We start from the raw sequence: 22307 nt of genomic DNA on the forward strand, positions 1-22307 counted from the left end.
GGCCGGCACCCTTCAGTGGTGCGCCCGCGGGAGCGGCGGACGGTACCGCGCACGCACCGCTGTGACCTGGGGCTATTTACGCTGGAGCACCCGCGCGGTACCGTTTGGCCCATGCCAGCGCTCAATGTGGAGTTCAGCGACCGCGAGCTAGAGGACCTGCGGCAGATCGCCAAGGAACGCGGTACGTCGATGAAGGCGCTCGTGCGGGAGGCCGCCGCCGCCGACATAGCCCGGCACCGGGCCCTGCAGGAGGGCGCCGAGGCCTTCCGGCGGTTCTTCGCTGCCCACGCCGAAGAATTCGCCGCAGCGTTCCCCGACGACGAATCGCCCACCAGGGGCGAGGGACGAGCCGCCTGACCGATGACCCCCGTCCTCCACATCGACGTGCCCTGGCTGCTCCAGCGCCATGAGGAAGTCCTGCCGGACCAGCCCACGGTCGACGACTTCTCGGCCCTGGTCGCCGCCGTCGCCCGCCATCGGGTGGACCCGCCGCGCCTGGGCGTCGACTCCGACCCGGCCTGGCGGGCGGCCGCCCTCCTGCACACCCTGGCCCTGCTCAAACCGCTGCCGTCGGCCAACGCCCGCTTCGCCTGCGCGACGGCCGTGGCCTACATGTACGTCAGCGGCGTCGGCATCGACCCGCCCTACGGCGCCCTCGTCGACCTCGCCCGCGACCTGATGTCCGGCAAGACCGACGTCTACGGCGCCGCCGACCGGCTGCGCTCCTGGGAGATCTGAGCCCCTGGGCCCTGTCGTCGCGATCCCGCCCGCTCCGCGACGCCCCGCACGCCCTCCCGCCGTGACGGGAGTCCGACGACAGGACCCGGCCCGTTCACGGGGTGCCGTCCGCCAGGTCGGCGGCGCCCACGGTGCCCGGCGCGGCGTGCCCGGACAGGGCGAGGGTGAGGTCGAACTCCGCCAGCAGGCACCGGATCACGTGCTCCACGCCGGCCTGGCCGTCCAGGCCGAGCCCGTAGGCGTAGGGCCTGCCCAGCAGCACCGCCCGCGCGCCGAGGGCGAGCGCCTTGAAGACGTCGTCGCCGGTGCGCACCCCGCTGTCGAACAGGACGTCCAGCCGGTCGCCGACCGCCTCCGCCACCGCCGGCAGCGCGTCGGCGGCGGCCACGGAACCGGCCACCTGCCGGCCGCCGTGGTTGGACACCACCACGCCGTCCATGCCGGCGTCGGCGGCGAGCCGGGCGTCGTCCGGGTGCAGGACGCCCTTCAGGACGATGGGGCCGTCCCAGTTGTCCCGGAGGAAGGCGAGGTCCGGCCAGGTCTTGCCGGGGTCGGCGAACATGCCGACGAAGTGCAGCACCGCCGCGTTCGGGTCCTCGTGCACCGGCCGGGCGAGCCCCGCCCGGAACGCCGGATCGGTGAAGTAGTTGGCGGTGCCCACCCCGTGCAGGAACGGCAGGTACGCCTGGTCGAGGTCGCGCGGCCGCCAGGCCAGCAGCGGGGTGTCCAGGGTGACCACCAGGACGCTGAACCCGCACGCCTTCGCCCGGGTGAGGAAGCTCCGCGTCACCTCGCGGTCCTTGGCCCAGTACAGCTGGAACCAGCGCTCCGCGTCCCCCATCGCCTCCGCGACCTGTTCCATGGGCGTGCTGGAGGCCGAGGACAGGACGAACGGCACGCCCTGCGCCGCCGCGGCCCGGGCGGCGGCCTGCTCGGCGTCCGGATGCATGATCGACAGCACGCCGATCGGCGCCAGCGCCAGCGGGGCGGACAGCGTCCGGCCCAGCACCTCGACCGACAGGTCCCGCTCGCGCACGTCCCGCAGCATGCGCGGGACGATCCGGCGCCGGTCCAGGGCCGCGCGGTTGGCGCGCGCGGTGCTGCCGCTGCCCGCGCTGCCCGCCACGTAGCCGACCGGGCCGGGGCCGAGCCGCCGCTCGGTCAGCTCCTCCAGCCGGGTCAGGTCGGTGGGCAGCCGGGGCACCGCGCCCGTCATCCCGTTCAGATAGATCTCGTACTGGAAGTCCGCCCAGTGCTCGGCCATCCGCCAGCCTGCCTCTCCTCGCCGGGACCCACGCCGGACCCGACGATACCGACCGGTAGGTGCGGGCCCGCCGACGGGGCGGGCCCCCTCGCGGGGGAGGTCCTGGGGGCGCAGAGCGCGCTTCCGCAGGGGCCGGGGGAGAGCGCGCCGCCGCGGACGCGCGCCGGGTACGCCGGAGCGCGCCTCGACCGGGCCGGAGGGGGTGCGCGGGCGCCGCCCGGCGCGCGTTTCGGGAATGTTTCCAGTCGATTGCGGAACGGGGGAGAACGAGCCATCCGGCCGGATCCTTCGTCCCACGGGCCCGTGGTTCAGGGGTTGGAACGTTCGATTTCCGTGACTTCACGCCACTGATTCAATACGCAAGGTTACTGAAACCCATGGGTTCGATGTGAGTTTCGGTGAGGGACTCGGCAGACTCCCGCACGCCGGGTCCGGCACAGACCGCGCCGGACCGGTGTCTCTCATCGAACCTGCGGAAGGAAGCACACAATGCGGAACACCGCGCGCTGGGCAGCGACCCTCGGCCTGACGGCCACCGCCGTCTGCGGGCCCCTCACCGGGGCCGCCCTCGCCGCCCCGTCCGCCGCCCCCGCCTCCCTGTACGCCCCCTCGGCCCTGGTGCTCACCGTCGGCCACGGAGCCGACGCGGCCGTCGCCGTCCCGGAGCGCGTCGTCACCCTCACCTGCGCCCCCACGGCCTCCGGAACCCATCCCGCCGCGTCCGACGCGTGCGCCGAACTGCGTGCCGCGGGCGGCGACTTCGACGCCCTGAGCGCCGGCGGCGACGTGCTGTGCACCAAGGAGTACAACCCCGTGGTGGTCACCGCCGTCGGCGTCTGGCAGGGCAAGCGCGTCTCCTATGAGCGCACCTTCGCCAACGAGTGCGTGAAGAACGCTTCCGTGTCGAGCGTCTTCGCGTTCTAGGACCGGGATCGCGGCGGTTTCCGCGCGGCATCATGGGCCCGTGACTGGGGAGTGCGCGGCCCGGCGAGGAAACCGGCGGTGATCCCGCCACAGGGACCGGCGGGCGGAGTGGGGCCTCCCGCCGGTCCCTGTCATCTGTCGTCCGACCGCGTCCGCCGATCGACCGCGTCCGTCGTACGCGGCATGCGGCTTCCGCTACACCCGCTTGCGGTGACTGGTGTCGCACCACGGATAGCGGCGGCTGCGGCGGCAGGTGCACAGCGCGACCCGGAACCGGTCGGAGGAGACCGTGGTCCCGTCCTCCAGCTCCACCTCGACGGGGCCGTCCACGAGGATGGGGCCCTGCCGCTGCATGGTGATCCGGCGGGCCGGAGTACCGCGCGCGGCCCCGGGATCCCGGGAGCGGCCGTCCGGGCCGGCGCTCAGGTCATCGCAGTCGCGGAGGCGGTCCGGCTCGGCGGGACCGTCCGGTTCACAGAGGTCGTTCGGCACGGATGACCACCAGCTCTTCCTTCTCCTCGCCCGAGCCCAGCAGCCCGCGCTCGCGCAGCCATGCCCGTCTGGCCCGCAGCACCGGGCCGAAGGCGATCCAGCGGCGGCGCACCACCGAGGCCTTCAGTCCGGCTCCGCGCAGCAGCTCCAGGGTGCGGCCCGGGCCGCTCAGCGCGGAGTGCACGACCAGCAGCACGCCGCCGGGGCGCAGCAGCCCGGGCGCCTCCCGGCAGATCCGGTCCAGCACCACCCGCCCGTCGCTCCCCGCGTCCCAGGCCCGCGACCTGCCGCGCGGCGCGTGGCGCGCGCCGGGAGCCGGCACATAGGGCGGGTTGGCCAGGATGACGTCGAAGGACCGTCCGCGCACCGGGCCGAAGAGGTTGCCGTGATGGGCGCGTACGGGGAGCCGGGCCAGCCGGGCGTTGAGGCGGGCGGTCCACACGGCCCGCCAGGACACGTCGACCGCGGTCACCTCGGCGCCGCGGCGGGCGGCCGCCAGCGCCAGGGCACCGCTGCCCGTGCCCACGTCCAGCACCTGCGAACCCGGCCGCAGCGGCTCGTCGGCCACGACCTCGGCCAGCAGCGCGGTGTCGTCCTGTGGGGCGTACACGCCCGGAAGCACCAGTTCACTCACGCATCGCGAGTACCCCGGAACGCGTCGGATATCAGGAGACGGAGACCGTCTCCGTCTCCAGCGGCACGCGCAGGGAGGAGCGGCCGGCCCGCCAGTCGGCGAGCAGCCGGCCGGCGAGACGGTCCTCCAGGTGTCCGGTCGCGTCGATGCCGAAGGCGACGTCGCCCGCCAGGTGCGGCTCCTCCTCCAGCAGGCCCGCGATCACCTCGTGGCGCACCACCTGCTCGTGCACCGCGTCCGCCTCGACGTGCTCGTCGTAGAAGAACTCGGCCGCCGGTCCGGCGCCCGTGCGGCGCATCGCCCCGGCCAGCCGCCGGGAGCCGGGCGAGGAGGTGATCTCCACCGCGGCGAAGTGGCCCACCAGGGCCCCGCGCAGCTCGCGGTGCAGCCCGAACAGCGACATCAGGTTCACCGTGGCGAGGGCCTCGGCCGAGGCCGCGTCCAGGTACCGGCCGTACGCCGTGTCCAGCCCAAGGTCCCTCATCAGGTCCGCGAACAGCCTGGCGTGCACCCGGGCCGCCCGGCCGCCGCCGTATTCGTCGAACTCCACCGCCGCCATCGCCGCCTTGGCCCTGCCCCACAGCCGCGGCAGCACCCAGGCGTGCGGGTCGGCCTCCTTGAGGTGGTACAGGGAGCGCTGCGCGGCGTACTCGCGCAGCTGCCACAGCTCGCCCTCGTCCGCCAGGTAGTGCGAGACGCCCGAACCGTCGACCGGCTCCACCAGCAGGTCGGCCAGCGCCTCGTCGAGGCCGTCGTGGCCGGGCGTGTCGGCGCGCAGGGCGGTCAGGAAGCGGTCCTCCAGCGCCGACCGCAGCCGCAGCAGGTCGGGGTCCCACTCGCGCCGCGCGGCCACACCGGCGAAGCCGCGGTAGTGCAGCTCGTAGCACAGGTACAGGGCGAGCTGGAGATCGTCGCCGTAGGGGTCGGCGTCGTCGGCGTCACCGGTGCGGGGCAGCGGGCCGGTGTCGCGCAGGTATGCCGTCACGGCAGCGGAGAGCGGCCCCCGGGCAGGCGGCAGCTGGGGTCCTCGGCGATCGTCGTCCATGGGTGCCGGGTACCCGGGGCGCGCCCAGCCATCCTCGGTGTGATCGCCGCGTGACCACGGGGCGGCCCCGCGCGGCCACGCGGGCCCCTCAGCGGCCCTCGGACTCCTCTCGGACCTCCTCCTCCGCCCCGGTGTTCGGGGTGATCGCCTCGGCGGCCTCGCCCCGGTGCCGCTTCTCGCGCGAGTCGTCGGCGTCGGTCTCGGCCCTCTCGAACTCGCGCAGGACCTCTCCGAGCGCGGTGTCGGGGCGGTCGTGGTGCTGCTCGCCGTCGTTCTTCGGCATGGTGCTCACTCCTTGCTCGCTTGCGTCGGTCTTCCTGTGTGCGTCTTCCCGCGGTGCGGCGCGCCGTGGTGGCCGCGCCGGCTCGGGGCGGGCCCCTGCTGAAAGCGCGCTCCGTGGCGGCCTCGTCAGCGGGTCGCCGCGGCGATGCGCAGCGGAACCGGGTCCGGGGGCGCCGCGTCCTCGCTCAGCCGGGAGACCTGCGCCCACCAGGACGGCCCGTCCTCCAGGTGCCGCAGCAGCACGCCCTCGCGGATCGCCCAGGGGCAGACGTCGGCGCTCTTCAGGCCGGACAGCTTCATCGCCGTGTGTCCCACCACCGCGCCGGCCAGGCTCTGGGCGGCGCGCGGCGCGGAGATGCCGGGCAGCAGGGCGCGCTCGGCGGCGGGCAGGGCGGCCAGCCGGTCGACCGCCCGGCGCAGCGCCGGACGGTCGAGCCGCCGCTCCGCGAACGGCCCGTGCCGCCCGGGCGCGGCCCCGCACAGCCGCCCCAGCTGCTGGAACGTGCGCGAGGTGACCACCGCGGTGCGCGGCCCCTCCCAGCGGATCCGGGCGGCGACGTCCCGCAGCTGGTGCCGGACCCTGCGCCGCAGTGCCTTGAGCCGCTCGGGCGAGGGCGGGTCCTCGTCCGCGAAGAACTCATGGGTGAGCCGGCCCGCGCCCAGTGGCAGCGACGCCACGAAGTCCGGCAGCCGGCCCCGGCCGAAGGCGACCTCGAGGGAGCCGCCGCCGATGTCGAGCAGCGCGAGCGGCCCGGACCGCCAGCCCGCCCAGCGCCGCGCCGCCAGGAAGGTGAGCTCGGCCTCGACCTCGCCGGGCAGCGTGCACAGGTCCACGCCGGTGCCCGCGCGGACGGCACGCAGCACCTGCAGCCGGTTCGGGGCGCCGCGCACCACGGCGGTCGCGAAGGCGAGCGGCCCGGCCGCGCCCCACCGGGCCGCCGTCCCGCTCGCCTCCCCGACCGCATCGACCAGCCGTTCCACCGCCTCCTGCGGTATGTCCTGCCCCGGAGCGACCCGCTCCGAGAGTCTCAGCCGCCACTTGGCGGTGTGGACCGGCAACGGGACCCCGCCCGCCGCGTCCGCCACCACCAGTCGAACCGTGTTCGACCCCACGTCCACCACGCTGATCCGCATGGCCCGGTGGGTACCCAGCCTGCGATCTCGTACGCCTGGCGCCCCCGTCACCGGCGCCTGAAAGGCGGGTGAACGGTGCGGGAACGTCTCATTCCCGTCGGGTGCGGCCCGGCGGTGGCCCGCCTCCAGGGCGGCGGGCCGGGGCTCACGCCAGCTGCCGCCGGACCAGCTCGTGCAGCGGCCCGTCCGGGTCCGCGAGCAGTTCGGCCGGCGGCCCCTGCTGCACGACCCTGCCGTCCCGCATCACGACGACCCGGTCGGCGTCCAGCACCGTCGACAGACGGTGCGCGATCACCACCCGTGTCGCGTTCAGCCGGCGGGTGCTGTCGATCACGGTGCGCTGCGTGTCGTTGTCCAGCGCGCTGGTCGCCTCGTCGAGGAAGAGGATCCGCGGACGCCGGACCAGGGCCTGGGCGATCATCAGCCGCTGCCGCTGCCCGCCCGAGACCGCCCCGCCGCCCGAGACGAGGGTGTGCAGTCCCATCGGCATCCGCTTGATGTCCTCGCCCAGCCCCGCCAGCTCGGCCGCCGCCATCGCCTCCTCGGGCGAGCAGGGCTCGGTGCCCCGGATGATGTCCAGGATCGAACCCGTGAACGGCTGGGCGTGCTGCAGCACCACACCGCACTGGCGGCGCACCGCCGGCCGGTCCAGCGCCGCGAGGTCCTGGCCGTCGTAGAGCACACTGCCGGACAGCGGGCGGTCGAAACCGATCAGCAGCCTCAGCAGCGTCGACTTGCCGCAGCCGCTCGGCCCCACGATCGCCACGAACTCGCCCGGCCGCACCTGGAACGACACGTCGTCCAGGACCAGCGGACCGTCGTCGGCGTACCGGAACGACAGCCGCCGCGCCTCGATCGCCCCCGACAGCGGCCCCGGCCGGGTGCTCGCCGAGGCCACCTCGGGTACGGCGTCCAGCACCGGACGGATCTCCTCCAGCAGCGGCAGCGCGGCCACCGCGGACACGAAGGCGCCGGTCAGCTGCGTGACCGAGGTCAGCAGCATCGTCACCGACGTGCTGAAGGTCAAGAACGCCGCCGCCGACATCGAGCCGCGCGCCGGACCCGCCAGCAGCATGAACATCACCAGGGTGCACACCGGCAGGTACACCGCGCCCAGCACCGTCGTCAGGTTCTTGATCCGGCCCACCCGGCGCTGCAGCTCGCGGCTGCGCGCGAACCGTTCGGCCCAGGCCGCGTACGCGTAGTTCTCCGCGGCGGCCACCCGCAGTTTCGGCAGCCCGCGCAGCGTCTGGAACGCCTGGTTGTTCAGCTTGTTGGTGAGCACCACCAGCCGCCGCTGCCACCGCACCTGCCACAGCCCGAGCCCGGCGAACACGGCCGCGATCACGACGAGCATGCCGACCGCGGCCCACGCCATCGACGCGCTGTACCAGAACAGCAGCGCCAGGTTCATCGCCCCCACCGTCACCGACTGCGCCACGACCGGGCCGACCCCGGCCAGCAGTCGGCGGATCGCGCTGACGCCCATGGCCGCGCTCGCCAGTTCGCCGGTGGAACGCTCGGTGAAGAACCGCGTCGGCAGCCGCAGCAACCGGTCCCAGACCGCCGGCTGCAAGGTGGCCTCGATCCGCCCCTCCAGCCGCAGCACGGTCAGGTTCTCCAGCAGGGTGAAGGCCGCCGCGACGACGCTGCTGACCAGCACCGCCAGACACACCTGCGTGATCGGCTCCCGCTGGGCCCGCGGCACGTACTGGCCGAGCACCCTGCCGGTCGCCACCGGCACCAGAGCCCCCACGGCGACCGTCACCAGCCCGCTGAGCAGCAGGTTCAGCAGATCGCCCCGGGTGCCGCGCAGACTGAACCGCAGCAGCCCGAGCGGGGTGGGGCGGCGCTCGGGCAGCGGCCGGTAGAACATCACCGCGCGCGGCTCGAACTCCTCGGCGTTGCCCGGCCCGACCGGCGTCGCCCGCCCGGTCGCCGGATGCACGGCGACATAGCCGCCGCGCCGCCACAGCAGCGCGACCGGCGCGCCCGACAGCGCCCGCCGGCCGACCAGCGGACCGGCGTTCTCCCGCCACCAGCGCCCCTGGAGCCGTACGGCCCGGGTGCGCACCCGCGACGCCAGCGCCACCTGCTCCACCGGGTCGAGCCGGTCACTGACGGTGCCGGACCGCGGCGGGGCGGCGAGCGTGATCCCGGCGGCCCGGGCGACCCGCTCGCAGGCCGCGTGCACGGCGTCCGCGTCGGCGGCCGTGATCCGGCCCGACGGGGACCGGCCGATGGCCGCCAGCAGCGTCCGGTCGGCCCGTGCCCGGACCGCCTCGCCGGCCTCGATGCCGGCCGCAGCACGCGTCTCGTGGGCCTGCTCCAGCTCCTCGATCCAGCGGTCCAGCGCCGTCAGCAGCCGGTACTGCTGGTCGACCACCGACTGCCACACGGCGGGGTCCATCAGCAGATCGGCGGCGGCCTCCGCGCCGTACAGCGCCCCGTACTGGACGCTCCCCGGCGGCACCTGCATCCAGAACACCTCGTCGTCCCCGGGGGCGGCCGCCCGCTCCCCGGCCGTCGGCGCCTGGAACAGCACCGACAGGCTGCGTCCGACGCCGAGCGCCAGCGCGTACTCCAGGGGACTGGTCGCCGGCGGCACGTACTGCGGGTCGCCGTACTCGTCGTAGGACCAGGTGTCGGTGGGCGCCGGCTGGTACAGCTCGCGCAGCCCGATCCGGCGCACCGCGCAGTCGCGCAGCGGACGGGCCACCAGCGTGTGCCGCGGGCCCGCGACCGGTCCCAGCAGCAGCGAGCCCGCCTCCAGCCGGCCCAGATGGTGCCAGTGGCCCTGCCGCTCCGCGTCCACGGCGAACAGGTCCAGCGCGCCGGCCGTGACCAGCCACAGCACCTGCGGACCCGCCAGGTCGAGCCGGCTCGAACCGGCGCAGTCGACGGGCAGGCCCAGGGAGCCCAGCGCGCCGAGGACCGGATCGGCCTCGTGAACCACCGTCATCTCACCGCTCCCGCACCAGCGCGGCATACGCTCCGCCGCGCGCCACCAGCTCCGCGTGCCGCCCGCGCTCGACGACCGCGCCGTGCTGGAGCACCACGATCTCGTCGCTGTCGCGCACCGTGGACAGCCGGTGCGCGATCACCACACAGGCGCAGCCGCGCCGCCGAAGGTTGTCCATCACCACCTGCTCGGTCTCCGCGTCCAGAGCGCTGGTCACCTCGTCCAGCACGAGGATGCTGGGCCGGCGCACCAGCGCCCGCGCGATCTCCAGGCGCTGGCGCTGCCCGCCGGAGAAGTTGCGCCCGTCCTGCTCGACCCTGCTGTGGACGCCGCCCGGACGGCGCGCGACGACGTCGTACAGGGCGGCGTCGCGCAGCGCCTCCTCCACGGCCTCGTCCGGGATCGACGGGTCCCACAGGGCCACGTTGTCGCGGACCGTGCCCTCGAAGAGGAAGACGTCCTGGTCGACGAAGGACACGGACGCCGCCAGCGTCCCGCGCGGGATGTCCGCCAGCCGCTGCCCGTCGATGCGGATCACTCCCTCCCACGGCGTGTACAGACCCGAGATGAGCCGGGAGACGGTCGACTTGCCGCTGCCGGAACCGCCGACCAGTGCCACCTGCCGCCCCGGCCCCACGGTCAGGTCGAACCCGCTCAGCAGCGGCGCGTCCAGCGGGCTGTAGCCGAAGGTGACGTTCTCCAGTTCGACGTGGCCGCGCAGCCGGCGGGTGGAGTCGCCGGCGCCGGGCCGCACCCGCGCCGTCTCGGTCCGGAAGTTCTCCACGTCCTTGAGACGGGCCACATCGGCCGCGAAGTCCTGGATCCGGCCCGCCACGCCGTTCAGCCGGGTCAGCGGCGCGGTGAAGCGGGCCACCAGGGCCTGGAAGGCGACCAGCAGGCCCACCGAGATGTGCCCCTCCACGGCCCGCATCCCGCCGATCCACAGGATCAGGGCGCTGTTCACCGTGGCGAGCGTCGGCGCGACCACGCCCAGCCAGGCGCCCGGCACGCCGAGCCGCTGCTGCTCCTCCAGCGTGGTGGCGTGCTGCCCGGCCCAGGTGCGGAAGTAGCCGTCCTCGCCGCCGGTCGCCTTCATCGTCTCGATCAGCTGCAGCCCGTTGTAAGCGGTGTTGGTGAGCCGCGCGGTGTCGGCCCGCAGCTTCGCGGTCCGCGTCGCGCGCAGCCGTACGACCACCCGCATCGCCACGATGTTGAGCAGCGCGACGCCGATGCCGACGAACGTCAGCTGCGGGTCGTAGGTGTAGAGCAGCACCGCGTACAGCACCACGACCACCGCGTCCACACCGGCCGCGGCCAGGTCGCGGGCCAGCGTCTCGGCCACCGCGTCGTTGGACTGCAGCCGCTGCACCAGGTCGGCCGGGCTGCGCTGGGCGAAGAACGTCACCGGCAGACGCAGCAGATGGCGCAGGAAACGGGCGCCGGTCAGCGTCGAGGAGACGATCCGCCCGTGCAGCAGGTTGGCCTGCTGCAGCCAGGTCAGCGCGACCGTGAACAGCACACACGTGCCCATCGACGCGAACAGCACACCCAGCAGGGAGGTCTGACCGCCGATGAGATACGTGTCGATGTAGGTGCGGCTGAGCGCGGGCACCGCCGCGCCGACCGCCACCAGCAGCAGACTCGCCAGCACCGCCACCGGCAGCGCTCCCGCGGTGCCGCGCAGCCGGGCCGGCAGCGCACCCCAGATCCCCGGCCTGCGCCCGCCCCTGGTGAAGCCCTCGCCCGGTTCCAGCACCAGCACCACACCGGTGAACGAGGCGTCGAACTCCTCCATGGGGACGAACCGGCGGCCCTTGCCGGGGTCGTTGACGTACACGCCGCGCCGGCCGAGGCGGCGGCCCGTGCCGTCGTAGACGACGTAGTGGTTGAACTCCCAGAACAGGATGGCCGGGGCCTGGACCTCGGCGAGGGCGGCGGTGTCCATCTGCATGCCCTTGGCGCTCAGGCCGTAACCCCGGGCCGCCTTCAGCAGGTTGCTCGCCCGCGAGCCGTCCCGGGAGACACCGCAGGCGATGCGCAGCTCCTCCAGCGGGACATGGCGGCCGTAGTGGCCGAGCACCATGGCCAGGGAGGCGGCGCCGCACTCCACGGCCTCCATCTGGAGCACCGTCGGCGTGCGGACGGTCCGCCGGCGCCGCCGCGGTGCCGTGCGGCCGGGCGGCGCGGCGCGACGGCGGCCCCGGGTCCGCCGGTCGTCGCTCACGGCAGCAGCCAGTCGACGGGACGCCGGCCGGCCAGCCGGATCGAGGCGTCGGCCGGGGTCATGGAATCGAGGCGGAACGGCGGCCCGTCCGCGGACGACCACCGGTAGCCGCTCCTCGTGGCGGCCGAGGCCGTCAGCCGCACCAGCACGGCGACGGGCCGCCCCTTCGCGGCGAACTGCTCGCCCAGCCGGCCGTCCCCGAGGAACGCGCCGATCCGCTGGGCCGACTGGGCCGTGCGGTCCACCGACTTCACCCGGCCGCGCAGTACGCCGTAGCGCTCGGCCGGTGCGGAGGAGACGGTCAGGTCCACGGCGGCGCCGACCGGGATCGAGGCGCCGTTGCGCGCGGGGACGTACACGGTGGCGTACAACGGGTCCGTGGCGTGGGCCACCTTCTCGACGGCCGCCACGTCCGAACCGGTGGTGACGATCTGTCCGAGGGCGGCGGCGAGCGTGGTGACCCGGCCCGCGGCCACCGTGCGGACCACCGCGTCCCCTTGTCCGGTACGCACCTTCACCACCGGCGCGTTCGCCGGCAGCCGCTCGCCCTCCTTCGCGTAGACCGCCGTGACCTGACCGGCGACCGGGCTCTGCAGGACGTAACTGCCCTGCCCGTGGGTCAGGACGGCCGGAGCGGTGACCGTGGTGGCCACGGAGCCGGCCACGGCCCAACCGCAGGCGGCGGCCATGGCGACCAGCGTGACGGCCAGCACGAGACCGCCCCGGGGGCGGGCGAGACGGACCGGAAGGTCCAGGTCCTCGGGCGACTGAAGCCTGGCGAGGGCCTGTTGGCGGAACTGCACGGAACTTCCCTCACCTGTGGGAGAGGCTGTTTCAGGACATCCGAGAGCCCCGGAACCGGCGTACGGCTCCGGGGGCTCGGCGGCACCGCGGTGCGATCAGAGACCGGCGACCAGGTTGGTGACCGGGGCGGTGTTCAGGCCGGTCACACCCTCGACGGTGCCGACGGCCGTGTCGACCAGGCCGGACACCGGGGCGACGCCGTCCACCAGGCCGGTGACGGTGCCGAGGGCGTTCAGGGACAGACCGCCGGAGATGTTGTCGAGCTCGGCGTCGGAGATCTCGGCGGTCGTGACCTGGGGGGTGGAGTTCATGCTGGAACTTCCCTTCGTATGGGGGTTTGACATGGGGGGAGCGGCACCGGCGAAGACAGCCGGACGGCCGCGGCCACGGGCGAGTCGGACGCCTGATTCCCAAGCGCCCGGCCGTCCCTGCGGTGCGATGGATCAAAGCACGACGCGACCCGCCGCTTCCACTCGTCCAGGGCTCTCACCAGCCAACTTGTCGGTCCGGACGGCTCTCGCGTGGATGCGCGGGCACGAGTCGCCGACCACTTCTTCACATGCCTCACGGCATCGGCCCGCCCGCGCCCTTGCCGACGCGCCGGCGAAGGGGACACACCGCGCCAAAGGCGCGTCGCACGTCGCGGGTTTGTGCAGATCCGCCGCGCGCGGTGACCCCGCTGGGCACGCGCTGTGCAGATTCGCTGAAGCAGGCATTCCGCATCCGGTCCGTGACGCGACGTAGACACCGTGTCGCCGGCCGATCGCAGCGCGTGGCCGCGACGCCTGACCGGGCGTCCGGCGGCGCGGGCCGGCGAGCGAGTCGGCGAGCCCGGGGCAGGGCGGACGGGACAGGGCAGGGGCGAACGCCGGTCCGGTGGAGGGGAGTCGGCGGGCGAGGCCGAGGGTGGGGCGATGCGGCGGACGAGGCCGAGGGTGGGGCGATGCGGCGGCGGGCCCGGCTGGAACAAGTCGGCAAACCCGGGGCCCGGCGGCGCGAGTCGGCCAATCTCTGCGGCCAACCCGGGGCCCGGCGGCGTGAGTCGGTCAACCTCTGCGGCCAACCCGGGGCCCGGCGGCGTGAGTCGGTCACCCCGAGGCTCGGCGGGCGGAGTCGGCGGACCCGGTTGAACGCCCCGCTCCGCTCCTGCGTACCAACAGCCAGCCAGGCGCGCCCCAACCACTGCCGGACGGCGGTACGGACCCCGCCCCCAGGAGGTCGAGAAGTTTGAGTCACAAGCGAATTCCGAAGCGCAAGGCCGCGATAGCGGCGGGCGGCGTGGTGGCGCTCGGAGCGGCGGCCGTGCTGCTTCCGCACGCCAACGCCTCCCAGGACGGCGCGGCGGGCGACGCCGCCCCCAGGACCTTCAAGGCGAAGGACGCCTCCGACCTCGCCTCGCGGCTCGCCGGGTCGCTCGGCGACGCCTTCGCAGGCTCCTACTACGACGCCGCCGGACAGCGGCTCGTCGTCAACGTGGTGAACGGCGACGACGGCATCGCCGCCCGGGCCGAGAAGGCGGGCGCCTCCGTCCGCCGGGTCGCCAACAGCACCGCCGCCCTCCAGTCGGCGGCCCGCACCCTGAAGGCCAAGGCGACCATCCCGGGGACGTCCTGGGCCGTCGACCCGCGCACCGACAAGGTCGTGGTCACCGCCGACCGCACGGTCACCGGCGCCGAGTGGGACAGACTGCGGTCCACCGTCCAGGGCCTCGGGACCGGCATGGCCACCCTGAAGAAGTCCGCGGGCGCCTTCAGAACGTTCGCCGCCGGCGGCGACGCGATCTTCGCCCAGGCACAGGGCGGCACCGTCCGCTGCTCCCTCGGGTTCAACGTCACCGCCTCGGACGGCAGCCCCGCCTTCCTGACGGCCGGTCACTGCGGTGTGGCGGCCGAGCGGTGGGCCGACGCGCAGAACGGGCAGCCGGTCGCCACGGTGGACCAGGCGACCTTCCCGGGCAACGACTTCTCCCTCGTCAAGTACGACGATCCGGGCACCGAGGCGCCCAGCACCGTCGACGTGGGCAACGGGCAGACCGTACGGATCGACCGCGCGGCGGAGGCCACCGTCGGGGAGACCGTGTTCCGCATGGGCAGCACCACCGGCCTGCACGACGGCACGGTCACCGGCCTCGACGCCACCGTCAACTTCCAGAGCGAGACCGACCCGAACGGCGTCGACACGGTGACCGGCCTCATCCAGACGGACGTCTGCGCGGAGCCCGGCGACAGCGGCGGCTCGCTGTTCACCCAGGACGGCGGGGCGGTCGGCCTCACCTCGGGCGGCAGCGGCGACTGCACCCAGGGCGGCGAGACCTTCTTCCAGCCGGTCACCGCCGCCCTCCAGGCGACGGGGGCGACGCTGGGCACGGGCGACGGCAGCGGCGCCGGCGGCGCGGCGGACGGCACCGGGAACCAGGGGAACGGTCAGCAGGGGACAGGCGGGCAGGGGAGCGGCGACCAGGCGGGCGACGACCCGTCAGGCGCCGGTCCCGCCGCCGTGACCGGCGGCGACGGATCCGGCGCCGCGGACGCCCCGGGCGCGGCCGGGACCCCCGGCGCGGCGGGCGACGCGCAGGCGGGCGACGGCCACGGTCACGGCCGGGGCCGGAGCCACTGACCCAAGGCCTTCCCGCCTCGAACGGCACTCCGGTCCGGCCTTCCCCCGGGGGGCCGGACCGGGCCGTGATCCCGGAACCGCCTCCCGGACCCGTCCCGCCCGGTCGCACGTCCCCGAAGCCCCAGTCGTCCCCCGGGCGAGTCGCACGTCCCCCGAAGCCCAGCCGACGCCGGGCGCCCTCCGGACCCAGTCGCACCCCGTCGAAGCCCCAGCCGCCCCCCGGGCGGGTTCGTACGCCCCGAAGCCTCAGCCGTCCCCCTCGGCCCGCAGCAACAGCAGCGCCACGTCGTCGGCGCGTTCCCGGGCCGCCGCGCTGTGCCGCAGCAGGTGGTCGGCCAGCTCGCCCAGTGGCACGTCGCCGGCCTCGCCGAGCCGCCGCCCCAGCTCGGCGAGCGCGTCCTCGATGTCCACGCCCGGCTCCTCCACGAGCCCGTCGGTGTAGAGGACGAGCACCGAACCGGGGGCGAGGCCGACCCGTGTGGCCGGATACGCCGCCGCCGCATCGATGCCCAGCAGGGGACCGCCGGCCAGGTCCAGCACACGGACCCGGCCGTCGGGCCGTCTCAGCAGCGGCGGCGGATGCCCGGCCCGGGACATCACCGCGGAGCCGTCGGCCGGATCGAGTCGCAGGTAGAGGCAGCTGGCGAACAGCTCCACCCCGAGGTCCATCAGCAGCCGGTTGGTGCTCCGCATGACCTCCTGCGGCTCCTGGCCGACCGTCGTGTACGCGCGGACGGCGGTGCGCAGTTGCCCCATCAGCCCCGCCGCGGTCACGTTGTGCCCCTGCACGTCCCCGATCACGGCGGCGGCCGGCCGGGCGGGAAGCAGGTCGTAGAAGTCGCCGCCGATCTCCATGCCCTGGGTGGCCGGCAGATAGCGGGCGGCGACGTCGAGCCCCGGCAGCCGCGGCAGCGAGTGCGGCAGCAGCGCCTGCTGGAGCCCGTGCGCCAGGCGGTGCTTGGCGTCGTAGAGCCGGGCCCGTTCCAGTGCCTGCGCGATCAGGCCGCCCAGGCTGGTCAGGACGGCGCGCTCGTCCGCGGGGAAGTGACGCGGCTCGGCGTAGGCGAGCACACAGGTGCCCACCGGTCGCCCGGAGGCGATGAGCGGCAGGTACGCCCAGGCCGCGAAGCCGTCGCGCACCGCGTACCGCATCGGATACAGCCTCTCCAGTTCCTGCCGTGAGCCGAAGAAGGCGGGCGCGCCGGTGGACAGCACCCGGGTGCTCGGCGTCGGCGCGGACAGCGGGGTCCCGTGGAACCGCTCGACGGCCTCGCGGTTGTGGTAACCGCGCTGCCCCAGCACCTGCAGCCGCCCCGCCTGGGAGCCCAGGACCATCAGGGCCTGGCTGCCGACCGCGGGGACGATCTCGTCGGCGACCAGCCGCACCACGTCCCGCACGCCCACCGCCTCGGTCAGCGCCCCGGCCAGGCCCAGCACCCGGGAGATGGTCACCAGGCCGGCCGCCGGGGAGCCGTCGCCGGGCCGGGGCGCGCCGCGCCCGAGTTCCGCCACCGCCCGGGCCCGGCTGATCCGCACGCTCAGCCCGGTGGTGCTCGGGTACAGCCGGAACGACAGCCAGTCGTTCGGCGGGCGCAGTGCCACGAACGACGTGACGCGCTGGCTGAGCAGCGCGCCCCGGTAGCGGTCCTCGTACATCGGGTCGCTCAGCCATGGCACGGACGCCCACAGCCGGGTGCCGAGCAGTTCGGCCACGGGCAGGCCCAGCAGGTCGGCCGCGGCGGTGTTGGCGAAGGAGACCCGGCCGTGCAGATCGAGGGCGGCCAGCCCGTACGGCAGCCGCCCCACCATCCGGGCCGCCTCGGCGGAGCCGAGCGTGCCCGCCGCCCCGCCGGACGGCGGGGAGGCGAGGAGATCCGGCTCCGCCCGCGCCGGCCGGCGCTCGGCCGCCGCCCGCTCCAGCCGCAGCGCGAGCCGGTCGCAGGCGGCGGTCAGCCGCTCACGCTCCCCTTCGGACAGCACCGGCGGGTGCGCGGCGGGCCAGGTCACGAAGACCGCGCCGTACGCGGCGGCCGGGGTCGCCAGGGGCAGCGCCGCCAGCGCGAAGGGGTAGGGCAGGACGACGGCGATGCGCGGATAGCGGCGCACCATCTCCTCCTCGCCGCTCACCCAGATCAGCCGCCGCTCGCGCAGCGCCTGGGCGACCGGGATGGGCGCGCTCAGCCCGACCCGCTCCCAGGGCGCCGCGAACTCCCGCGGCATGCCCGCCATCACCGCCATCTCCAGCACCGGCCGGCCGGGCGCGAGCAGGTAGACGGCGCCGGAGTGGGCGTGCACCTCGTCCATCATGGCGGCCAGCGCGAGGGAGAGCCGCGGCCGGCCGGCCGCACCGCCGGCGGCCGCCGGCGACCGCCCGGACGTCCGCCCGTCGGACACGCCGACCACCTCCTCGTACCGCCCGGCCGCGTGACGGGTCCCCGGGACCAAGGCTCCCCCCTCATCGCCCGGCGCGCACGGCGAGCGGCGCGCGCGGGGCGGGCGGTGACGGACGGGCGCGGCGGGGCGCGCGGGGCGGGCCGTACCCCGTCGGCCGCGGTCCATGCCCCCGCAGTCGGAGCGCACGCGGGCGGACGGGCGCCACGAGTGCGCCCCCGCGCCCCCCGATGGCCGATTCTCCGCGCCCCGTGGGGGCCCACGACCCCAAGAATTGGGCACGCGCTGACCATCCACGGAAACCGGTGCAAGGCGAGCTGAAGGGGCGGCAGTGATCCGGGTACTTCTGGTGAACGACGCGTGTCTGGTGCGGTCTGTCATGGCGGAGTGGCTGCGGCGGGAGCCCGATCTCGCGGTGCACGACACGCCGTGGCGCGGCGCGGCGGCACAGGTGCGCTCCGTCCGGCCGGACGTCTGCGCCGCCGACCTCGACCACGCCGACGCCCACGGGCGCGTGCCGCTCGGCGAACTGTGCCCGCGCGGCGCCGGCGCCCTGCCGCGCCTACTGGTGCTGACCGGCGCGGACCGCCCCGGGCTGTTACGCCGGGCCATCGAGGCGGGGGCGCTCGGCTACGTCGACAAGAAGGGCTCGCCCGACCGGCTGGTGCACGGCATCCGGCTGGTCGCCGCGGGGGAACGTTTCGTCGACGACTCGCTGGGCTTCGGCTTCCTCAAGGCCGCCGAGATGCCGCTCACCCGGCGTGAGCTGAGCGTGCTGTCACTGGCCGCCGAGGGCGCCTCCGTCGCCGAGATCGCCGGCAGCCTGCACCTGTCCCACGGGACGGTGCGCAACTACATGGCGGCCATCACCCGCAAGACCGGGGCGCGCAACCGCATCGACGCGATCAGAATCTCGCAGGGGGAGGGGTGGTTGTGACGTGGGCGGCGACCAGCCGCCCACGAGTTCGTTGTAGAGCGGTGAGCGCGACAGCAGCTCCTCGTGCGTGCCGTACGCGGTCTCCCGCCCGTCCATGACCAGGATCCGGTCCGCGCGCCGCGCCGAACTGACGCGGTGCGCCACGACCACCAGGGTGCCGCCGGGCCGGCCGGCGAAGGCGCGCTCCGCGCGGGCCTCCGCGTCCGGGTCCAGATGACAGGTGGCCTCGTCGAGCAGGGCGAGCGGAGCGTCGGAAAGATAGGCGCGGGTCAGCGCGATCAACTGGCGTTCGCCGGCCGACAGGGCCGCGGGGTCCACGGGGGCGGAGGGGCCGCCGAGCCGGTGCAGCAGTCCGGTCAGTCCGACCGCGTCGGCGGCGGCGAGCAGCTCCGCCTCGGGCACCGGGCCGGGGCGCGCGTGGGCCAGGTTCTCGGCGAGGGTGCCGGTGTGGACGTACGCCTCCTGCGGGATGAGCACCCGCCGCGCGGCGGCCTCCGCGCCCGGCACGGGCGCCCCGCACACCCGGATCTCGCCGCGCGCCGGTTCCAGCAGCCCGGCCACCAGGGCGGTGAGGGTCGACTTCCCGATCCCGCTCGGCCCGACGACCACCAGGTGCCCGCCCTGCGGCACGACCAGATCGAGATCCCGCAGCACGGGCTCGCTGTGCGGGCCGTAGGCGAAGGTGACGCGGGAGAGGGCGAGGGCGGGGGCGGCGGGAGAGGGCGAGGCGGGGGCGGCGGGGACGGAGCGGGCCGCCGGGTCCGAGGACGGTCCCGGCCGGCCTTCCGCGGCCCGGTCCGTCACCCGGGCTGTCGTCTGATCCGCCGCCCGGTCCCGTCCCGCGCCCGCTTCCGGCGTGTCCGGACGGTCCGGCGGGGCCAGGCGGCGCAGGACGACCGTGAGGCGGGCGCCGCTGGTGCCCAGGCCGTGGATCAGGTCGTGCAGGGCGGGCAGCAGGGACTGGGTGACGTAGGCGAGCGCGCCGACCAGGGCGCCCGGGGTGACGTCGTGGTCGAGGAGCCACGGCGCGGCGGCGAGCAGCAGCACGACCGGCAGATGACCGCCCAGCGCCAGGGACGCCACCCGTACGACACCCCAGCGGGCCAGCGCGCCCGCCGCGCGGCGCTCCGCCTCGACGCACTCCCCGACACCGGCCGCGACCTGGGCCTCCGCGCCGAACGCCGTGACGTCCCGCAGGCCCGCGCAGACCGTCCCGAGCCGCTGGGCCAGCGCCTCGTCGGCGACGAGGCAGGCCTCCTGACGCCGGGCCAGCGGCCGCAGCGTCGCCGCGAACACGGCGACCCCGGCGAACAGCGGCGGCACCACGACCAGCAGCAGCGGCGGCGCCAGCGAGAACAGCCCGGCGAGCGCGCCGACCGTGGCGACCAGGAAGGACCGGGACACCAGCACCAGCCCGGCGAAGGTGTCCCGGGCGATCTCCACCTGCTGGGTCAGTCGGGACAGCGCGGCGCTGTCCCCTTCCCGCACCCCGCGGGCCACCACCCGCCGGACCAGCCGGTCCCGGAACGGCTCCACCAGTGCGGCGACGGCCCGGTAGACGCGGCCCGTCCCGTAGGCGCCCAGGACGGTCCCGAATCCGGCCACCGCCAGCCAGGCCAGGCCGGTCGCCGCCCGCCCTGCCAGGAAACCCTCGTCCACGGCGCGCGCCGTCGCGTAGCCGAGGAGGAACGTCTGCCCCGTCTCCAGCACCGACCACCCGCCCAGCCGCCCCAGCTCCCGCCGCCGGCCCCACAGGAAACCGAGGACGCCGGGCTCCCCGCTCACGGCCGTGCCTCCTTCGCCCGGCCGGGACCGTCCGCCCCGTCCGCGTCCTCCCCGAACACCCGCCGGTACTCCGCCTGCCGCCACAGCCGGGCGTGGGGGCCCACCGCCCGCACCCGTCCACCGTCCAGCCAGGCCACCGCGTCGGCGCGGGCCGCCGTCGCGGCGCGGTGCGCCACGACCAGCCGGGTGGCGGGACGGCCGCCCCCGGTCAGGGCGCGGGCGATGCGGTGCTCGGTGATCGTGTCCAGACTGGAGAGGGCGTCGTCCAGCACGAGCAGCCGGCCGCCGTGGGCGAAGGCGCGGGCGAGACCGAGCCGCTGGGACTCGCCGCCGGAGCGCGGCGTGTCGGCCAGGGCGGTCGCGTAGCCCCCGGGCAGACGGCGCACGAAGGCGTCCGCGCACGCCGTACGCGCCGCCTCCCGGACCCGGTCCGGACCGGGCGCGTTCACCCCGAGGCCGATCGCGTCCTGGACGCTCGCGCCGAGCAGGACGGGCTTCTCGAAGGCGTAGCCGACCGCGCGCCGCAGCTCGTCGTGGGTCAGTTCGCGCAGCGGCACGCCGTCGAGCAGCACCTCCCCGGCGTCCGGGTCGGCGAGGCGCCCGGCGAGGGCGGCCAGCAGCGACTTGCCCGAGCCGGACCTGCCGACCACCGCGAGCGTCGTGCCGCCGGGCACGGTGAGGTCCACACCGGCCAGCACCGTACGACCGCCGGGCCGCGCGCTCACCCCGCGCAGCTCCAGGCGGCCGGGGCCCGCGGGCAGTGTCCGGCCGCCGTGGTGCGGGGCGGGCTCGGCGAGCAGCTCGCCGAGGCGTCCGGCCGCCGCCCGGGCCCGCACCAGCGCCGCGAGCTGTCCGACCAGCACGCCCGCGCCGGTCGCGAGGACCGCGTACCGGGAGGCGGCCAGCACCTCGCCCACGGTCAGCCGGTGCCGGGCCAGCAGCAGCCCGGCGACGGCGACGACGGCCAGTTGCAGCAGCGGGGCCACGGCGACCGCCCGTGCGGCGGCCCGCCCCTGCGCCCGCCACATCAGCCGCCCCGCCCGGGACAGTTCGGGCAGCGGCCCGAGGATCCGGGCCGCCTCCCGGTCGGCCGTGCCGGCCGCCCGGATCGTCCGCGCGCCGCCGACGGCCTCCGCGAGCGCCGCCGCGATCCGCCCCTGCACCCGCTGGTAATCGGCCACGCACGCCGAGGAGTCCCGGGCGAGGGCGCGCAGCAGCAGCGCGATCAACGGCGCGCCGGCCAGGAACACGGCGGCCAGCCACGGGTCGATGAGCCCGAGCGCCACCACACCGCCGACCGGGCCGGCCAGGGCGGCCGCCGAGGTGGCGAGCGCGGTGGGCGCCGTCCCGGCCTGGGCGGCGTTGCCCACGAGCCGGGCGACGAGCTCCCCGGGGCCGAAGCGGGCGGCGGCGCGCGGGCCGAGCGCGAGCACGTGCCCGGTCAGCCGCCGGCGCAGCCACGCGGTGGCCCGGGCGTCGGTGGTGCCGTGGAGCACCGTCTCGGCCATGTCGAGGAGCGCGAGCAGCAGCACCAGCGCGGTGGAGCACAGGAGCCAGCGGCCGGCCGGGTCACGGGCGAGCAGCAGGTCGAGGGTGCGCCCGAGCACGGCGGGCAGCAGCAGCCCGGCCCCGGCCGCCGCCATGCCCACCAGGCACAGGGCCGCGCACCGGGCCGCGCTGTGCCGGACGGCCGGGCCGAGCGGGCCGCCGGACGCGTCGGGCGGCCCGGACCGGCCGTGGGAATCCGTCGGCCCGAGCGGGCCGGGCGAGGCCGCGGGGCCGGCCTGGGCGGTGGTCGTCTCGGGGCTTGGCGTCGTCGTCATACGGCTGGGCCTCGCATCCTGGCGCGGAACGGGGCTCCGGGCGGCCCTCCCCCTCGGGGAGGACCGCCCGGAGCCGTCGAGTCACGACATCCGTCAGAGACAGATGAGGATGCTCGCGGCGCTGACGCACGACAGCAGGCTGACCGTGCTGGCGCCGCCGCCGCCGTTGAGCTCGTCGGACTCCATCGTCTGCAGGTCGAGCAGGGCCATTTCGATTCCCTTCGGTAGACGTCCCTGGAAAACCCTTGCTGG

At 75.6% G+C, this 22307-nt stretch carries 18 protein-coding genes and 1 pseudogene; 5 read left to right on the forward strand and 14 right to left on the reverse strand.

Annotated features, from left to right (window positions below; all coding sequences use genetic code 11):
* Window positions 1–111: 111 nt before the first annotated feature.
* Together ACH5A8_RS24065 and ACH5A8_RS24070 are read left to right on the forward strand one after the other, a co-directional pair.
* Entirely contained in the window at window positions 112–357 is a 246-nt protein-coding gene (locus ACH5A8_RS24065; protein WP_399005133.1) for a hypothetical protein, read from the forward strand.
* 3 nt (window positions 358–360) lie between these two features.
* Window positions 361–738: a toxin Doc gene (locus tag ACH5A8_RS24070; RefSeq protein WP_399005135.1), complete on the forward strand. Its 378-nt coding sequence runs from the start codon at window positions 361–363 to the stop codon at window positions 736–738.
* A 94-nt stretch (window positions 739–832) separates the two neighbouring features.
* On the opposite strand, the gene ACH5A8_RS24075 is transcribed toward ACH5A8_RS24070, so the two are convergent.
* Window positions 833–2002, reverse strand: coding sequence for a lactate 2-monooxygenase (locus tag ACH5A8_RS24075; RefSeq protein WP_399005137.1), 1170 nt, complete (start codon window positions 2000–2002; stop codon window positions 833–835).
* 489 nt (window positions 2003–2491) lie between these two features.
* Between ACH5A8_RS24075 and ACH5A8_RS24080 the strand changes: the two genes are divergently transcribed.
* Window positions 2492–2926, forward strand: a complete 435-nt coding sequence (locus ACH5A8_RS24080) for a protease inhibitor (protein WP_399005138.1) — start codon at window positions 2492–2494, stop codon at window positions 2924–2926.
* Between the two features lie 195 nt (window positions 2927–3121).
* On the opposite strand, the gene ACH5A8_RS24085 is transcribed toward ACH5A8_RS24080, so the two are convergent.
* From ACH5A8_RS24085 to ACH5A8_RS24125, 9 genes are all read right to left on the reverse strand, one after another.
* Window positions 3122–3280: a CDGSH iron-sulfur domain-containing protein gene (locus tag ACH5A8_RS24085; RefSeq protein WP_164585707.1), complete on the reverse strand. Its 159-nt coding sequence runs from the start codon at window positions 3278–3280 to the stop codon at window positions 3122–3124.
* Between the two features lie 118 nt (window positions 3281–3398).
* Window positions 3399–4052, reverse strand: a complete 654-nt coding sequence (locus tag ACH5A8_RS24090) for a HemK2/MTQ2 family protein methyltransferase (protein WP_399005140.1) — start codon at window positions 4050–4052, stop codon at window positions 3399–3401.
* Window positions 4053–4083: 31 nt separating this feature from the next.
* Window positions 4084–5097 (reverse strand): iron-containing redox enzyme family protein, encoded by a 1014-nt coding sequence (locus tag ACH5A8_RS24095; protein ID WP_399005142.1) that lies wholly within the window; start codon window positions 5095–5097, stop codon window positions 4084–4086.
* Window positions 5098–5185: 88 nt separating this feature from the next.
* Window positions 5186–5380: a hypothetical protein gene (locus ACH5A8_RS24100; RefSeq protein ID WP_399005144.1), complete on the reverse strand. Its 195-nt coding sequence runs from the start codon at window positions 5378–5380 to the stop codon at window positions 5186–5188.
* A 125-nt stretch (window positions 5381–5505) separates the two neighbouring features.
* Complete coding sequence (locus tag ACH5A8_RS24105) at window positions 5506–6513, reverse strand: Ppx/GppA family phosphatase (protein ID WP_399005146.1); 1008 nt, start codon at window positions 6511–6513, stop codon at window positions 5506–5508.
* A gap of 145 nt (window positions 6514–6658) precedes the next feature.
* Window positions 6659–9475, reverse strand: coding sequence for an NHLP bacteriocin export ABC transporter permease/ATPase subunit (locus tag ACH5A8_RS24110; protein WP_399005148.1), 2817 nt, complete (start codon window positions 9473–9475; stop codon window positions 6659–6661).
* Between the two features lies 1 nt (window position 9476).
* Window positions 9477–11699, reverse strand: a complete 2223-nt coding sequence (locus tag ACH5A8_RS24115) for an NHLP family bacteriocin export ABC transporter peptidase/permease/ATPase subunit (protein ID WP_399005150.1) — start codon at window positions 11697–11699, stop codon at window positions 9477–9479.
* Entirely contained in the window at window positions 11696–12502 is an 807-nt protein-coding gene (locus tag ACH5A8_RS24120) for an HlyD family efflux transporter periplasmic adaptor subunit (protein WP_399005152.1), read from the reverse strand. Before ACH5A8_RS24120 ends, ACH5A8_RS24115 begins: the two co-directional genes overlap by 4 nt.
* Before the next feature lie 96 nt (window positions 12503–12598).
* Window positions 12599–12814 (reverse strand): type A2 lantipeptide, encoded by a 216-nt coding sequence (locus ACH5A8_RS24125; RefSeq protein ID WP_399005154.1) that lies wholly within the window; start codon window positions 12812–12814, stop codon window positions 12599–12601.
* 916 nt (window positions 12815–13730) lie between these two features.
* Here ACH5A8_RS24125 and ACH5A8_RS24130 point away from each other — a divergent pair.
* Window positions 13731–15119 carry a S1 family peptidase gene (locus ACH5A8_RS24130; protein WP_399005156.1) on the forward strand — a complete coding sequence of 463 codons (1389 nt, stop codon included), beginning with the start codon at window positions 13731–13733 and terminating at the stop codon, window positions 15117–15119.
* A gap of 246 nt (window positions 15120–15365) precedes the next feature.
* On the opposite strand, the gene ACH5A8_RS24135 is transcribed toward ACH5A8_RS24130, so the two are convergent.
* Window positions 15366–17522: a SpoIIE family protein phosphatase gene (locus ACH5A8_RS24135; protein ID WP_399005328.1), complete on the reverse strand. Its 2157-nt coding sequence runs from the start codon at window positions 17520–17522 to the stop codon at window positions 15366–15368.
* A 367-nt stretch (window positions 17523–17889) separates the two neighbouring features.
* Between ACH5A8_RS24135 and ACH5A8_RS24140 the strand changes: the two are divergent.
* Window positions 17890–18363: pseudogene (locus ACH5A8_RS24140) on the forward strand (LuxR C-terminal-related transcriptional regulator); the annotation flags it as partial.
* Here ACH5A8_RS24140 and ACH5A8_RS24145 read toward each other — a convergent pair.
* The 3 genes from ACH5A8_RS24145 to ACH5A8_RS24155 form a co-directional block, all read right to left on the reverse strand.
* Window positions 18289–20232, reverse strand: a complete 1944-nt coding sequence (locus ACH5A8_RS24145) for an ATP-binding cassette domain-containing protein (protein ID WP_399005158.1) — start codon at window positions 20230–20232, stop codon at window positions 18289–18291. The pseudogene ACH5A8_RS24140 and the gene ACH5A8_RS24145 overlap by 75 nt on opposite strands.
* On the reverse strand, window positions 20229–22055 hold the full coding sequence (locus ACH5A8_RS24150) for an ABC transporter transmembrane domain-containing protein (RefSeq protein ID WP_399005160.1): 1827 nt from the start codon (window positions 22053–22055) through the stop codon (window positions 20229–20231). The genes ACH5A8_RS24145 and ACH5A8_RS24150 overlap by 4 nt, the downstream gene beginning before the upstream one ends.
* Window positions 22056–22148: 93 nt before the next feature.
* Complete coding sequence (locus ACH5A8_RS24155; protein WP_399005162.1) at window positions 22149–22265, reverse strand: SapB/AmfS family lanthipeptide; 117 nt, start codon at window positions 22263–22265, stop codon at window positions 22149–22151.
* Window positions 22266–22307: the final 42 nt, after the last annotated feature.

Source organism: Streptomyces sp. NPDC018610, assembly GCF_044391765.1.
GTDB lineage: Bacteria > Actinomycetota > Actinomycetes > Streptomycetales > Streptomycetaceae > Streptomyces.